Below are 15,289 nucleotides of genomic sequence, written 5' to 3'. Positions count from 1 at the left end.
AACAATATTTCGTTTAATGGGCGACGTGAACTTGGTTGTTCGCGCTCCTGAAGATTTTTCGGTAAAGTTTCTTTTTCACCGCGATATCCAATTGCAATTACATGGTGGATGTGGAATTTGTCCGGAATCTGTAGGACTTCACGCGCTTTTTCACGATCAATGCCACCCATGACATGAGTGCTCAACCCGTGCATAGCTGCCTGAATTTCAAGATAACCCGAGGCTGTACCTGCATCAAATGTATGGAATGGGTTAGGTCCGTTTTCCGTTTCTGATTCCGAAATAAGAAGAGCGAGCGCCGGCACATTTTCACACCACGCCAGATTGCCCGGTAAAATAAAGGAATGGAATAGCTTGCGATTTTCTTCNNCTGTGCGAGCAAGAATAAAGCGCCAAGGCTGATAGTTAAAACCCGATGGAGCCCAGCGCGCAGCCTCAAACACACTTAACAAAACTTCTTCAGATACTTCCTTATCTAAAAAAGCACGCGGTGACCAGCGATTGACGAAAATCGGATCAATTTGATAGTCCGTCTTACGATTATTTTCAACTTTTGTCTTCGTTTGTACCAATTTGTAAACCTCCCTAGTTGAACTCATTGTTCCATTTTAGAGGTTTCTGATACATTTTTCTATAAAACTGCACAGATTGGTTCGTATATCCTACTTTTTAAATCCGCTAAAGCTCAGACAAGCGAAAAGTTTTGTCACTTCATAATTGTGACAAAATTTTGACATCTAAAGCGTGATACGGTACAAACCTACTGATAGAATGTCAATGTAAGCATTATCATTAAAAATTAGTAGGGGGAGATTACAATGAAGCGTTTTTTCAGTTTGATACTTGCAGTTGTTATGATTTCTTCGTTGGTTTTAGCAGGATGTAGTAATTCATCAGGTGCGGAATCGAAAGAAAATTCTAAGGGTGGTAAGAAGCTAACGATTGCAACAGTAAACAACCCAGACATGAAAATTATGCAAAAAATGACGGAACAATTCTTTGAAAAAGAGTCAGGAATTGATGTTGAATTTGTTGTGTTACCTGAAAACGATCTACGTAAAAAAGTAACAGAAGACGTTGCACTTGGTGCAGGACAATTTGATGTCGTGACAATTGGTACGTATGATGCTCCAATTTGGGCAAAGAATGGCTGGATTGATTCATTAACTCCAAAATTTGATGAAATGAAGGAAGAGGAAAAGGAAGCTTATGACCTTGATGATATTTTCCAACCAATAAAAGATGCCCTTTCCTATGAGAATAGCCTTTATGCTCTTCCTTTCTACGCAGAAAGCAGTTTGCTTTACTATAACAAGGAAATTTTTGAACAAGCAGGTGTTGAATTGTCATTACATCCTACATGGGATGAAGTGGCTGAAGTTGCAAGAACAATAAAAGAAAAGACAGGACAACCCGGTATCATCATTAGAGGACTTCCTGGATGGGGAGAAATGTTTGCACCTTTAAATACGATCATTAATGCCTTTGGTGGTTCTTGGTATGACATGGATTGGAATGCACAGTTTGATAGTGAAAATACGAAAAAAGCGGTTCAATTCTATGTGGATCTATTACATGATGCGGGGCAAGCTGGTGCAACAAGTACAGGTTTTACTGAGGCATTAACATTAATGTCAACTGGTAAAGCGGCAATGTGGTATGACGCATCAGTTGCGGCAGGTTTCCTAAATAATCCGGATGATTCCCAAGTGGTTGGAAAAATTGGTTATACATTTGCTCCTAAGCAAGCTAAAGATAACAATGGTTGGCTATGGGCTTGGTCTTTAGCAATTGAGTCAGCTAGTAAAAACAAAGATGCCGCATTGGAATTTATTACATGGGCAACAAGCAAAGAATATATTGAAAAAGTGGGCGAAGAAGAAGGTTGGGTCGTGGCTCCTTCAGGAACCCGCCACTCTACTTATGAGAACGCGAAATATAAAGAAGCAGCTCCATTCTCAGATATGGTGTTAGAAGCTATAGAAAATGCCGATTATGAAAATCCGACAGTAGATCCAGTACCTTATAAAGGAGTCCAGTATGTTTCAATTCCTGAATTCCAGCAACTTGGAACAGAGGTCAGTCAACTGATTGCGGCGGCAATTGCGGAACAAAAGACAGTGGATGAGGCTATGAAAGAAGCGCAGAAATTAGCTGAAAAAGTAGCTGAAGAAGGCGGATATAAGAAATAATCCATTATTAAAGGTTTAGAAGAGGGAGGATCCGTACTCCCTCTTCTACATAAGTACCGCTAATTTGGAAGATGGTGCCAAACTTGAAATTCAGTAAAATAGGAGGAGGGAAACGATGAAACAAGAAGGGGTTATCCAACCAAATTCAAATCTCAACGCAAGTACAAGACCGAAAAGGAAGTCCCTTAATAAGCACCCAATTAAAAGATTGTTGTTGCCAAGTATTATTTATCTAGCAGTTATTACGCAGGTGCCTTTCATTATCACACTCTATTATAGCTTTCATGAGTGGAATATTATGAGACCAGACCAAGGGATAAAATTTGCGGGATTCTCTAATTTTAGAAAGGTGTTATCAGACCCATCTTTCTATCAAGTTTTAAAAAATACATTTCTATTAACGCTATCCGTTCTTATTATTTGTTTTGTATGTGGGCTATTGTTGGCTCTATTAATGAATCGTAATTTCTTTGGAAAAGGTTTGATTAGGACAATGTTGGTTTCCCCGTTTTTTGTCATGCCAACAGTATCGGCAATCATTTGGAAAACGATGGTGTTCAATCCCAACTTTGGATTTTCAGCCTATTTTGCTGATGTACTAGGAAGTAAACCGGTAGACTGGCTCTCCCATCATCCATTAATGGCTATCATTCTTATTGTATCTTGGATGTGGATCCCATTTTTTATGCTCATATTATTAGCTGGGTTACAGTCACTCCCTAGCGAATTAATCGAAGCGGCACAATTGGATGGTGCAAATAAAGTGAAACAATTCTTTCATGTGACGATTCCGCATTTAGTTAGATATATCGAAGTCGTTATCTTATTAGGACTCATGTTCATTCTTCAAGTATTCGGTGAAATTTATGTCACGACATCCGGGGGACCTGGGTTTGCTTCTACAAATCTGTCATTCTTAGTTTATCGAGTTGGTTTCCAAGGGTGGAATGTCGGTGAAGCAACCGCTATAGGTGTTATTACAGTAATCTTAACAATTATCATGATGACATTAATGATTAAAGTATTACGTCGGACGTTCAAGGGGGAACTTTCATGAAAAAAATCGTATCAGGTGGACTGACTCTCTTCACCTACGTGATTGCTTTTCTCTTTTTCTTCCCGATCCTATGGATTTTTATTACAGGGTTTAAAAGTGAAGGGGATGCGGTTATAATTCCGCCTACTTTCATCTTTAAGCCAACATTAGAAAACTACGCATTAGTTTGGAATTTAGGAGTCAGCGACTTTATTGTCAATTCAATCATCGTTACTGGCGTTTCAACAATCATTGCGTTAGCTTTAGGTGTTCCTGCTGCATATGCGCTTTCGATGTATAAAGTAAAAAATAGAGATAACCTATTATTCTGGTTCATTTCGACCCGTTTTTTACCAGTCGCAGGGGTTATCATTCCCTTATATCTAATCTTTAAAAATATGAATTTATTAGACTCTTTAATAGGGTTAATCATTCTGTACTCTGCGATGAATGTTCCATTAATTATTTGGATGATGCGTTCATTCTTTAATGACATTTCATATGAAATTATTGAGGCAACTCAAATTGATGGTGCATCAGGACTGCAATGCTTTTTTAAGGTGATACTCCCACTTGTAAAACCTGGCTTGATTTCAACTGCACTCCTTTCCATGGTATTTGCTTGGAATGAATTTTTCTTTGCCGTTAGTATGAGTTACACAAACGCATCAACGCTTCCAGTTTATATGTCATCTTTTATGACCCAAGAAGGATTGTTCTGGGCCAAAATGTCGGCGGCAGCAACCATATCCATTTTGCCTGTATTAATTTTAGGATGGTTTACACAAAAACAATTAGTAAGAGGCTTAACAATGGGAGCGGTCAAAGGATAAAGAAAAAAGGAGAGAGAACTTATGTCATCAATGATGAAGGCCGCTATCTTAGAAAAGCCATTTGTAATGGAAGTAAAAGATGTGGTTATTCCGGAGCCCAAAGATAATGAGGCCCTTATTAAGGTATATTGTATAGGAATTTGTGGTTCAGACGTCCATTATTACGAGCATGGTAAAATCGGACGTTATGAAGTAAAAGAGCCTATCATCTTAGGTCATGAATTAGCTGGAGTTGTTGTAAAAGTAGGGAAAGACGTAACTGAGGTAACAGTAGGTGACCGTGTAGCAGTTGAGCCTGGTGTTACGTGCGGTAAATGCCATTATTGTAAGTCTGGTCGTTATAATCTTTGTCCAGATGTTGTCTTTATGGCGACTCCTCCGGTAGACGGAGCTTGGGCGGAGTATGTAAGTGTTCGAAGTGATTTCCTATTCATCCTTCCAGCCGAAATGAGCTTTGAAGAGGGGGCGTTATTAGAACCGTTATCCGTAGGTTTCCATGCAATGAAACGAGGAATGGTCGACCCGCAGGATCGAGTGTTTGTTACGGGTCTTGGTCCGATTGGATTATTAGCGATACAGGCAGCGAAAATGTTTGGGGTATCAGAAATTTATGCAAGTGATGTCGTGCCTTATCGTCAGGAGATAGCTAAGGAAATGGGTGTAACAGCTGTTATCGACCCTATGAAGGAAAATGTTCATGAAAGATTAGAAGAATGGACCAATGGTAAGGGAATCGATGTTATCGTCGAAACCTCCGGAAACGCAAGGGTGATATCGGTTGCCGTGAAACAAGTTAATCGCGGCGGAAGAATCGTTTTGGTCGGGTTACCGGTCACAAGTGATATTCCGATCGATATTCCTCACCTCATTGATTCAGAAATTGATGTATATGGCGTATTCCGATATGCGAATACCTATCCTGCAGCGATTCAAGCATTGAGTCGTTCACGATTAAATATTGAGAAAATCATTACACATAAATATTCACTTGCTGATATTAAAGAAGCCATTGAAGTTGCTAGAACTCAAAAAGATGTAAGTATAAAAGTTATGATCTATCCAGATGGAGGGGAAGTAAAATGAAGGCATTAGTCATCGAAAAACCATATACAGCTGTTGTAAAAGAAGTGCCATATCCAAAACCAGGTCCTAACGATGTAACAATTAAAGTTGAGAATGTTGGGATTTGCGGGACGGATGTTCATATTTTTAAAGGAGAATTCCTTTCACAATATCCGATTATTCCAGGGCATGAATTTTCCGGTATCATTCATGAGGTTGGGGAAAATGTTACAACATTCAAAGTAGGAGATCGGGTAACTGCAGATCCTTCTCTTTTTTGCGGATATTGTGAATTTTGCTTAACAAATAGAGGGAACCAATGTGAAAATTGGGGCGCGTTAGGGAATACAGTGGATGGTAGCATGGCTGAGTACGTCAAAGTTCCATTTAAAAACGTTGTGAAGGTGCCTGATTCGATGTCATTTGCAGAAGCGGCATTTGTCGAGCCGATGGCCTGCGTCGTACATGGTATGAATCGACTTCAGCTCAAAGTTGGCGAGCGTGTTCTTTTATTTGGAGCAGGGGCGATGGGTCAGCAATTGGTTCAATCCGTAAAAATGGCCGGAGCATCTGAACTTGTCGTAGTCGACGTATCACAGGATAAATTAAACATGGCACTTGAGTGGGGCGCGACAAAAGGCGTATTAAGTCAAAACATTGAGGAAGAATTAGGTGCAAAACATTATCCACACGGTTTCGATGTTGTAATTGATGCTACAGGAATCCCCCAAGTTATCGAACAGGCTTTCAATTACTTGGGAAAGACCGCTAAGTATTTACAGTTTGGGGTAACAGCACAAGATGCGCAAGTAAGTGTAAGTCCATTTAAACTATACAATAAAGATTGGACATTAATTGGTTCCATGGCTATCAACCATACGTTTATACCAGCCTTTCAGTGGGTAAAAGAGGGGCGTGTAAAACTAGGACATTTAATTTCAAAAGAGATTTCATTGGAAGAAACGATAGAATTCTTAGAAGGACCAAGAAATCCCAATACGCTAAAAGTTCAAATCAAATTTTAAAATGTCTTATTTCTCTTTCTAAAAATTAAACCCGAGCCACAAATGTGGCTTTTTATTATTCATTGTTGTTTTTCCCGCGACTATGGGAATTCATAGGCGGAGATATTCCGATTAACTGCTCTTAATAAGATAAAACCCAAAGAATTAGAGAATATAAACGGAAAAACGTCCTTAATTTTTAAGGAAACATGGGTATTTCCAAATTTAAGCGGAATTTTACCGTTTATTTTTCTAACAGAGTAAGATCAGCATTCAGTTATAGCAGATCCTATTTTATTAGAAGCGAGATTGTTCTTTGACAAACGAAAGAGACGAACCTCAATATGGAACATAGAGCGAGGCTATGTACATCCATTATACCCACTTTTTAAGAGAAGCATATGATATAATTTGATTCAAATAGATTCAATTGAAAGCGTTTAAAGGTTTTTAATTAGGGGGTTCACTTGTGAATAGACAGTCTTTTTATCTTACCATAATGGTGATTATTATTATGATCTTTTTATCTAGTTGCTCAACCTCGTTAGATAAAGGAGATTACAAGATTGAGAGTGAAAAACAAGTGAACCCTAACATTTTAATTCATGCCCCTTTCGAAGGCTGGGTAGACGGTCTTCCGAAAATCGAGGCGCCGGAAGGTTTTAATTGGCGGCAATTTGAAGGGGTTAAATTGAACATGATATCTGAAAACACACCTCCATCTGCTGCATTAGCTGCACAAATTGATAAATTTGAAGAAGTGACGGGTATCAATGTAAATATAGAGCATAAAGATCTGCCTACAATCATCGAAAAAGTTGGTCTAGATTTTAATGCAAGATCCGGTGATTATCAGATTATTTATGCAGATCCATTTCAAATCCTTGTTAAATATCCAGAAAATTTCGTTGACCTTAATCGTTTTAATCGAGATCCAACATTGCCCCATATTCCGGGTGGTGTGGAGGATTTCATTCGAAATCAACTTGATGTTGTTGGTTACATAGAAAATAGAGACAAGCTCTTGGCATTGCCGTATGATGCCCCTACTATGTTGCTTGCGTACCGTAAGGATATATTTCATAAGTACAAAGAAGAGTTTTTTGCTGAAAATGGGTATGACTGGACCCCTGGACCTGATTTTACATGGCAGCAATATTACGAAATTGGGAAATGGATTAATGAAAAAATCGAGGAAGGAAAAATTACTGAGGTTAAGTATGGGATCGGTCATCAAGCTGAGAGGCATGACTCGTTGATGAATGATTTTAGTAATATTCTTGCTGCAAACGGTGGGGATTATCTCGTTAGACAAAATCTAAATCTCCTTGGTACGACAAAACCAGGAAAATCTGCGATGACTACTGATATAGCAATTGAATCGGCAGAATTTTATCTACGATTGCTTAATATTGCTGATCCAGAAAGTACTTCATATGATTGGTACGAGGTGGCGGAAGCTTTTGCAGTTGCGAGATTTGCCATGTCACCACAATGGCATGAGTATTCTTCAATATTTGAAAATAAAGATGAATCTAAGATAGCCGGGAATGTAGGGTGGACGATCCTACCCAAAGGAAAAGTCCGGCATGCAAATGCGTTTGGGGGAACAGGGATCGGAATTAATAGATTTGCCACGGATCAAGAGCAAAAAGCAGCTTGGCTTTTTTTGATTTGGGCGACCTCCCCACAATTACAATATATGATTTTACAATCGGACTCAGGAGGATCGACACCTACACGATATTCCGTTTACCAGCTGCCTGATGTAAAAAAAGGGATGAAGTACGGTACACCTGAATCAAAGCAAATGCCTAATTTGATGCCTATGGCCGCTACATTTGAGGCATGGAAGAACGAGAATATCTATATGCGTCCAAAGATACCACAATGGCAGCAAGTTGATACGTTTATTTTTACTGAACTATCAAAAATGATTGCTGGAAAGCAAAGTCCAAAAGAAACGGCCACAGAGATTGCGAAAAAAAGTAACAAAGCTACTGCCAATGATTAAGTGGAGAGGGTGGGGAAAAGATGCAACCAATACTAAATTCACGTCAAAAAGAGTTATTGAGAACATTACTAATCACAAATAGACCTGTTTCATACAAAGAGCTTTCTGAAATGTTCAAACTAAGCACAAGGACCATTCAAAGAGAAATGAACGCACTCAAATCCATCCTCGATGATTATGAATTAAAAATTGGTAGAAAAATCGGTTCGGGGCTTGAGTTAAAAGGACGAAAAGAGGGGAAGGAAAAGGTCAAAAGGCTCATAGAAGAGACGAAAACCTTGTCTGCTTATTCTCCGGAAGAGCGCCAGGAAGGCATTGCCTATGATTTATTGTTGTCGAAGGAACCTATTAAACAATTTGTATTCAGCCAAAAATATGGGGTTACGGAAGCGACGGTCAGCTTCGACTTGGACAAAGTAAGTGATCAGCTTTCAAAAGGTGGAGTTACACTTGTTCGCTCGCCTGGAATTGGCATATTTATTGAAGGAACGGAACAACAGCGGAGAACACTACTATCACGGTTGCTCCATAAAGATATAACTTTTGAAGAATGGCTTGAAATTTTTCATGGCAAAAAGGAAGTAGAATCATTACAAGGGAAATTAGGAGTTGTGATAAGAAATCGATTATTAAAGATTGTTCAAACCGATAAAATCCTTGATGTTGAGCGGGTAGTGCATCAGGTCTTAGAGAAACAACGGGATATCGAACTCACTGATCGCAACTATGTGAATCTGATCGTACACTTAATACTCGCCCTGGAAAGAACCCAAAGTGGAGAGGTCATTGAAGAACCACAAATCATTCAAGGCAAAGCAGTGGATAGGGAAATGTATTCTCTAGCCGAGCAAATTGTTTCAGAGCTAGAAAAAGAAATTTCAATCACAGTTCCCAAAATTGAAGTAAGTTATATTTACCTTCATTTAGCAGGTGCTAGGTTAGCGAAAGGGAAAAAGGTAATGAACGATGGCAGTGAAGAATTTACCTGGATTGAATTAACACAAAGCTTTATTCGTGCCGTCGAACATTATCTTGAAGAATCATTTATAGGCGATGAATTACTTTCCGAAGGATTGGTTTCACATTTTGCCCCGACATTTAACCGATTAAAGCATGGTCTTCAAATTCATAATCCAATGCTTGAAAAAATACAAGAGAGGTATCCAGACATTTTTATTGCCTGTCAGAAGGCATGTGAGCTTTTATCCGAAAAAACCGGATTCACCATCCCAGACGATGAAGTCGGATACTTAGCCATGCACATAGGAGCTGCCCTCATTCGGAAAAAGAATTTATTGAAAAAAGAATTCAAAGCCATTGTGGTTTGTGCGAGTGGACTTGGAACATCTACCTATTTGGCATCGAGGATCCGTAATGAAATGCCAAACATTCATGTCGAGGCGGTAATATCAATGAAACAACTCGATAGATTGTTAAAGGAACAAGAAGACATTGATATCGTGATTTCAACGGTGAATCTATCAACTGTTCATAATGAAAATATCGTGATTGTTAGTCCGTTTCTGAAGGAGGATGACATAACGAGAATCCAAATTAGCCTAACAAAGGTCGATGAACAGAAGCTTTCACAGAAAATAGAAGAGGTTCCTAATTTGCTGTCTTCATCAATCATGTCACTTGCCAAATACGGGGAAGGTATCATGCAGATTTTACGAAACTTGCAGATTTACGATGATGTAAAGGCAAGACCTCCTGTATTATCAAATATTTTAAATCAGATGAGGCATGTTGAGGTCATAAAAGACTCTGAGACTGTTCTAAATGATTTAGAAAAACGAGAGAGGCAAGGAGGATTTGTCCTAGGTGATTTGACAATGATTCACGCTAAGACAGAAGGGGTTAAACAATTACTTGTTGTTATTTTTCGGATGGAAACAACGGTTCCATGGAAAATGGATGAAGAGGAAGAACATCCAATCAAAACGGTCATTTTATTAGCAGCACCAAAACATGCTCCTAAAGAACATATTGAAATGATAAGTGAAATCAGCGCCATGTTTGTAGATGAAGTATTTGTAAACGTTTTAAGTTCCGGTGAGTCAGGTGTCGTGATCCATTCAATAGAGGATATTTTATCAAAAGCATATGAGGTAAAAGCGGCACGTGCTCTAAAGGAGTCCAAAGATAAATGAAGAAATTGGGTCAATTATTGAGTGCCATGGTGTATCAGAATATCTCGGTCATTATCGCAGTTGGAATCATACATGGAATTTTTGGGATTTATGGATGGTGGTATAATGATCGGATTTTACTAATTGTAGATCCTGTGTATAGTACACTCTTACCTGTTTTATTAGGCTATACGGGTGGGAAATTAATCGGTGGACAACGTGGGGCAGTGGTCGCCGCCCTAGTGACATATGGGTTAACTCTAGCAAGCTCTACCCCTGCGATTCTAGGTGCGATGATCATTGGTCCATTATCGGGCTGGATAATAAAAAAGCTTGATCAATTTATAAAAAAGAGACTTCCCGGTGTTGGCTACGAATTGCTAATCGGAAATGTTCTTGCCGCCATAATTGCCATTATCCTTACAATCGTTTGCTTCCTTTATGTAGGGCAAACTCTTTCCATGGGAGTGCAATGGTCTACCAAATTATTAGAAGCGGTTATTTATTCTGGCTGGCTCCCACTAGTATCAGTCATCATTGAACCAGCAAAGGTTTTCTTCCTTAATAATATTATCAATTTCGGAATTTTGGGTCCACTTGGAATTCAACAAGGAAAAGAGTTAGGAAAATCCATCTTTTTCTTGTTAGAGAGTAATCCAGGTCCCGGTCTAGGCATTCTTCTTGCCTATTGGTTAAAAACAAAGGGCGGGCAAAGAAATGGGGCAAAACTAGCATCAGCCATTCATTTTTTTGGAGGAATTCATGAGGTTTATTTTCCGTATGTACTAATGAAGCCTCAGCTTATCATCTCACTTATTTTAGGTGGAATGGCTGGAGTGTTAACCTTTCAGATTTTTGATGTCGGTCTTGTGGCTCTTCCTTCACCGGGGAGCATCTTCCTATTTATCGGACTTGCTCCAAAGGAAGATATGTTTTTTATACTTTTAGGTGTAGTTCTTTCAGCACTTATATCTTTTCTTTTTAGCATCCTTCTTTTGAAGCAGATTTCTGATTCTCCGACCGAAGAGGAGAACCGAGAAACGATTATTGAGTTTTACCGTTTGGAGAGGGATGAAAAACTAGTCAAAAGTAAAATGATGGAGATAACGACTCAGCCACCTATGGAAAGTAAATATGAAATAGTGGATGATCCGTTAAAAAAGGTAAAAAAGGTTGAAAAAATCATTTTTGTTTGTGAAGCAGGAATGGGCTCAAGTGCCATGGGGGCCGCCATGTTAAGGAAGAAACTTGGACAAGTGAATCTGGCAGTCGATGTAGGTAATTCATCAATTGATGAGATTCCTTACGATGTAGATCTTATTATTTGCCATCAGAAGCTGCTTTCTACTGTCCAAAAGGCTGTACCTAATAAAGCATGCTTTCCACTTAAGTCTTTTACGGATATGAAAGGGTACGATGAACTAGTAAAACAATTAAATTTAGGGTAGGTGTAATTTATGAAAAAAGGTATTATCTGTTTGGGTGAAGCATTAATTGATTTTATTCCTTTAGATATCCACAATCTAACTTACCAAAAGAGCCCAGGAGGCGCACCTGCAAATGTTTCAGTTGGTTTATCGAAACTTGGTGCAAAATCAACCTTCCTTGGCAAAGTAGGGAACGATGTTTTAGGGGTTTTTTTAAAAGAAACATTGCTAGAATACGGTGTCGATGTTACGAATATGATTCTAACAAATGAAGCCCGAACGGGGGTAGTCTTCGTAACCCTAGCAGAAAATGGAGAGCGGACTTTTGACTTCTATATTAATCCGAGTGCGGATTGTTTTTTATCTGAAACGGAGATAAACCCTATTTTATTCAAGGACAATAAAATCTTTCATTTTGGTTCGATTTCATTAATCAGAAAACCGTCAAAAGCTGCGACAATAAAGGCTGTCGAGCTTGCTAAACAGGGAGGAATTTTCATTTCTTATGATCCAAATCTCCGCTTAAATTTATGGGAGGACAAAGGTTCAGCAAGGGAAACAATCTTATCTATGTTAGATAAGGTTGACATACTAAAAATATCTGAAGAAGAACTCATCTTTATTTCTGAATGTGAAAGTATTGATGGAGGAATACAATGGATGACAAAATATGATATCCCAATTATCTTTGTTACCCTAGGCGAAAAAGGGAGTCTTGTCTTTTCAAAAAATACAATAATTGAAACACCCGCAATAAAAGTAGAAGCTGTTGACACTACCGGTGCCGGAGACGCATTTGTTTCAGGTATATTGTATGGAATAAATGAGTGGGTAGATGATTTTTCAACTCTAAAGGAGGAAACATTAAAGAAAATTGTCCGTTTAGCTACGATATCTGGTGGTCTTGCGGCATCAAAAAAAGGAGCCATGACTGCACTCCCAGATTTAGCAGAAATAAAAGCTTTAGAAGAACACGTGTAGCAATAGATTGAATAAGGGGCTAAGGCCAGGCTTATGCCCCGCCTATTCCATCCTACAACTCCTTCACAAACGCAAGGCTTTTCCGTTCATATCCCATTTTATTCTCATAAAAACGGTGCGCGTCCACACGCTGCAGTCCAGACGTCAACGCTACCTTGCCACATCCTAATTCCAGAGCAAGTTCATGTATATAGGAAAGAAGTGCTTCACCATAGCCTTTTGAGCGACTCGCCTCATCAGTCACCAAATCATACACATATATATGATTTCCGTAATAAAGATTGAGCTGTTGCGCAACGCCCGTAACCGCGGCAACCTTTCCCTCATCAAATAATGCAAACATTCGATATCCCTGAGGCTGCATCTCATCCACCAATGCCACAAATTCTTCGAGATCAAAATGGGTACGTAATTGCTTCATGACCGGAAACGCCATTTTCATCTCATCCACCGTCTTCAACTCACGAATTTCGTATGCCAACCCAACCACTCCTCAAAAAAGATTTTCTCTATCATACTGCGCTAGCTCAGAAGTTACTACATTTTTCTTTACTTCATTCTAAAAAAGCTTTTATAATGGAAAAGTAGCGAAACTTTTTACCAATTACACATTGAGGTAGTGCCTCATTTTTGTCATAAAGAGTACAAGCATTACATATTTTTATACAAAGGCATCGCACTAACGCATGTGTGGTGCCTTTTCCTGCAACTCTAACCAGATAGTCAAAAAGGTCCAAGCTCTTTTTCAAACATGACTTTTCGACTATTAAGGGATGAATAAGAACACAAAAGCTACAAAAATTAACGGTATGCATTTGTAATTGTAATCGTTACGGAGGAGGAACACAGTTGAGTCGTAAAGTTGTCGCATTATACATGGTACTATCCTTACTATTAGGGGTGAGCGCTACATTTTTAGCGTTTCAGTTGCTCGATCGAAACGAACAACCACTCGTTCAGCAGCCAAACCAAAACAATGGTACTACAAAAGAAGAAACAAAAGATCTAACTAAAATTAGTCAAGCGTACAACATGATTTTATCAAGTTATGTTGAGAAAGTTGACGAGAAAAAATTAATAGAGGGCGCCATTCAGGGGATGGTCAGCACGCTGGATGACCCGTATTCTGCATATATGGATGAAGAAACTGCTGCCAAGTTCAATGAATCACTGGAATCATCCTTTGAAGGAATTGGCGCAGAGGTAAGCATGATGGAGGGCAAGGTTACAATCGTCGCTCCATTCAAGGATTCACCAGCTGAAAAAGCAGGTCTTAAGCCAAATGATCAAATCATTAAAATTGACGGCAATAGCATCGAGGGTCTTGATCTTTATGAGGCGGTTTTAAAAATCCGCGGTGAAAAGGGAACAATTGTTACTCTACAAGTCATGAGACCGGGTGTAACAGATTTAATGGACGTCAAAGTAACCCGTGACACGATTCCGATTGAGACTGTGTATACAGATTTAAAAGAATACAATAATAAAAAACTTGGTTATATTGAAATCACGTCATTCGCAAACGATACAGCGGAGGATTTCGTGGTTGGACTTAATGAACTTGAGGGCAAAGGCATTGAAGGCCTAATCATCGATGTTCGCGGAAATCCAGGCGGACTTCTTGAAAGTGTTGAGGATATTTTAAAACAGCTTGTTACAAAAGATAAGCCATATGTTCAAATTGAAAACAGAGACGGCGAAAAGCAACGCTTCTTCTCCAAACTTGAAAAACAAAAGGACTATCCAATCGTTGTGTTAACAAACCAAGGTAGTGCTTCTGCATCCGAAATTTTAGCAGGTGCGTTAAAAGAAGCTGGCGGTTATGACATCGTTGGTGAAAAAACATTTGGTAAGGGTACCGTTCAACAAGCGCGCGATATGGGTGACGGTAGCAACCTTAAATTAACGATGTTCAAATGGTTAACTCCGAATGGTAACTGGATTCACAAAAAGGGAATCGAACCAACTGTAGAGGAAAAACAGCCTGAATATTTCTATGCGAACCCTATCCAGTTTGAAAAAGAGCTCACTCAAAACATGAACAATGAAAAAATCAAAAATGCTCAAATCATGCTGAATGGATTAGGATTTAACCCAGGGCGTGAGGACGGCTACTTTAGCGGAGAAACTACTGTTGCAGTAACAGCCTTCCAAAAGGCAAATAAAATAGAAGCAACCGGCACAATCAATGAAAAAACAGCTGGCGCCATTGAAGCAAAAGTCATCGAGTCTATCCGTGACGAAAAGAATGACCAACAGCTGAAAAAAGCAATGGAAGTATTGTTTAAATAAGAACACGCGGCACCTCTCCTGAGTGGAGGGGTGTTTTTTTGGTCTAAAAGCCTTCCGGTTCCCCCGGAAGGCCGACTAACTAACAGTGTTTTGCGGATATCGGACTAAAATTTGATTATACAGGACAAACTTGGCAGGATATTGGACACAGTCTGAAGTTTATCGGACACAAATCTGAATATATCACCCCAAACCCGCAATATATCGGACAAAGCCAAAGTTAGAGGCATTTTAAAAGCCATCCGGTTTACCCGAAAGGCCAACTAACTAACGGTGTTTTGCGGATATCGGACTAAAATTTTGATATTGTACCTAT

General features: G+C 39.1%; 12 protein-coding genes. 10 read left to right on the top strand and 2 right to left on the bottom strand.

What is annotated here, in order from left to right:
- Positions 1 to 599: nitroreductase family protein (locus V7147_RS02040; protein WP_438824528.1), on the bottom strand; the 599-nt coding region annotated here is incomplete at its 3' end.
- A gap of 219 nt (positions 600 to 818) precedes the next feature.
- On the opposite strand from V7147_RS02040, the gene V7147_RS02035 reads away from it, so the two are divergent.
- From V7147_RS02035 to V7147_RS01995, 9 genes are all read left to right on the top strand, one after another.
- Positions 819 to 2,192, top strand: coding sequence for an ABC transporter substrate-binding protein (locus tag V7147_RS02035; RefSeq protein WP_335366191.1), 1,374 nt, complete (start codon positions 819 to 821; stop codon positions 2,190 to 2,192).
- A gap of 115 nt (positions 2,193 to 2,307) precedes the next feature.
- Entirely contained in the window at positions 2,308 to 3,249 is a 942-nt protein-coding gene (locus V7147_RS02030; protein WP_335366190.1) for a carbohydrate ABC transporter permease, read from the top strand.
- Positions 3,246 to 4,061 (top strand): carbohydrate ABC transporter permease, encoded by an 816-nt coding sequence (locus V7147_RS02025; RefSeq protein ID WP_335366189.1) that lies wholly within the window; start codon positions 3,246 to 3,248, stop codon positions 4,059 to 4,061. Before V7147_RS02030 ends, V7147_RS02025 begins: the two co-directional genes overlap by 4 nt.
- 21 nt (positions 4,062 to 4,082) lie before the next feature.
- Positions 4,083 to 5,144: an NAD(P)-dependent alcohol dehydrogenase gene (locus V7147_RS02020; protein WP_335366188.1), complete on the top strand. Its 1,062-nt coding sequence runs from the start codon at positions 4,083 to 4,085 to the stop codon at positions 5,142 to 5,144.
- Entirely contained in the window at positions 5,141 to 6,148 is a 1,008-nt protein-coding gene (locus tag V7147_RS02015; protein WP_335366187.1) for a zinc-dependent alcohol dehydrogenase family protein, read from the top strand. The genes V7147_RS02020 and V7147_RS02015 overlap by 4 nt, the downstream gene beginning before the upstream one ends.
- A 448-nt stretch (positions 6,149 to 6,596) precedes the next feature.
- Positions 6,597 to 8,141, top strand: coding sequence for an extracellular solute-binding protein (locus V7147_RS02010; protein ID WP_335366186.1), 1,545 nt, complete (start codon positions 6,597 to 6,599; stop codon positions 8,139 to 8,141).
- A 20-nt stretch (positions 8,142 to 8,161) separates the two neighbouring features.
- The gene (locus tag V7147_RS02005) at positions 8,162 to 10,294 is read left to right on the top strand and encodes a BglG family transcription antiterminator (RefSeq protein ID WP_335366185.1); all 2,133 of its coding nucleotides are present in this window, start codon (positions 8,162 to 8,164) and stop codon (positions 10,292 to 10,294) included.
- Complete coding sequence (locus V7147_RS02000) at positions 10,291 to 11,721, top strand: PTS mannitol transporter subunit IICB (RefSeq protein ID WP_335366184.1); 1,431 nt, start codon at positions 10,291 to 10,293, stop codon at positions 11,719 to 11,721. Before V7147_RS02005 ends, V7147_RS02000 begins: the two co-directional genes overlap by 4 nt.
- Positions 11,722 to 11,730: 9 nt before the next feature.
- On the top strand, positions 11,731 to 12,681 hold the full coding sequence (locus V7147_RS01995; RefSeq protein ID WP_335366183.1) for an aminoimidazole riboside kinase: 951 nt from the start codon (positions 11,731 to 11,733) through the stop codon (positions 12,679 to 12,681).
- Positions 12,682 to 12,733: 52 nt separating this feature from the next.
- Here V7147_RS01995 and V7147_RS01990 read toward each other — a convergent pair whose 3' ends face one another.
- Positions 12,734 to 13,162 (bottom strand): GNAT family N-acetyltransferase, encoded by a 429-nt coding sequence (locus V7147_RS01990; RefSeq protein ID WP_335366182.1) that lies wholly within the window; start codon positions 13,160 to 13,162, stop codon positions 12,734 to 12,736.
- A 368-nt stretch (positions 13,163 to 13,530) separates the two neighbouring features.
- On the opposite strand from V7147_RS01990, the gene V7147_RS01985 reads away from it, so the two are divergent.
- Positions 13,531 to 14,973, top strand: a complete 1,443-nt coding sequence (locus V7147_RS01985) for a S41 family peptidase (protein WP_335366181.1) — start codon at positions 13,531 to 13,533, stop codon at positions 14,971 to 14,973.
- Positions 14,974 to 15,289 lie beyond the last annotated feature (316 nt).

This window comes from Bacillus sp. JJ1521, assembly GCF_036965165.1.
In the GTDB taxonomy this organism is placed as follows: Bacteria; Bacillota; Bacilli; order Bacillales; family Bacillaceae_L; genus Ferdinandcohnia.
The sequence above is the reverse complement of the archived record's forward strand: the minus strand, read 5'-3'. Positions and strand labels throughout refer to the sequence as shown.

What these genes read in the sequence shown, in the direction of transcription:
- V7147_RS02035 (WP_335366191.1), top strand. Translation starts at nt 819, where the DNA reads ATGAAGCGTTTTTTCAGTTTGATACTTGCAGTTGTTATGATTTCTTCG.
- V7147_RS02030 (WP_335366190.1), top strand. Translation starts at nt 2,308, where the DNA reads ATGAAACAAGAAGGGGTTATCCAACCAAATTCAAATCTCAACGCAAGT.
- V7147_RS02025 (WP_335366189.1), top strand. Translation starts at nt 3,246, where the DNA reads ATGAAAAAAATCGTATCAGGTGGACTGACTCTCTTCACCTACGTGATT.
- V7147_RS02020 (WP_335366188.1), top strand. Translation starts at nt 4,083, where the DNA reads ATGTCATCAATGATGAAGGCCGCTATCTTAGAAAAGCCATTTGTAATG.
- V7147_RS02015 (WP_335366187.1), top strand. Translation starts at nt 5,141, where the DNA reads ATGAAGGCATTAGTCATCGAAAAACCATATACAGCTGTTGTAAAAGAA.
- V7147_RS02005 (WP_335366185.1), top strand. Translation starts at nt 8,162, where the DNA reads ATGCAACCAATACTAAATTCACGTCAAAAAGAGTTATTGAGAACATTA.
- V7147_RS02000 (WP_335366184.1), top strand. Translation starts at nt 10,291, where the DNA reads ATGAAGAAATTGGGTCAATTATTGAGTGCCATGGTGTATCAGAATATC.
- V7147_RS01995 (WP_335366183.1), top strand. Translation starts at nt 11,731, where the DNA reads ATGAAAAAAGGTATTATCTGTTTGGGTGAAGCATTAATTGATTTTATT.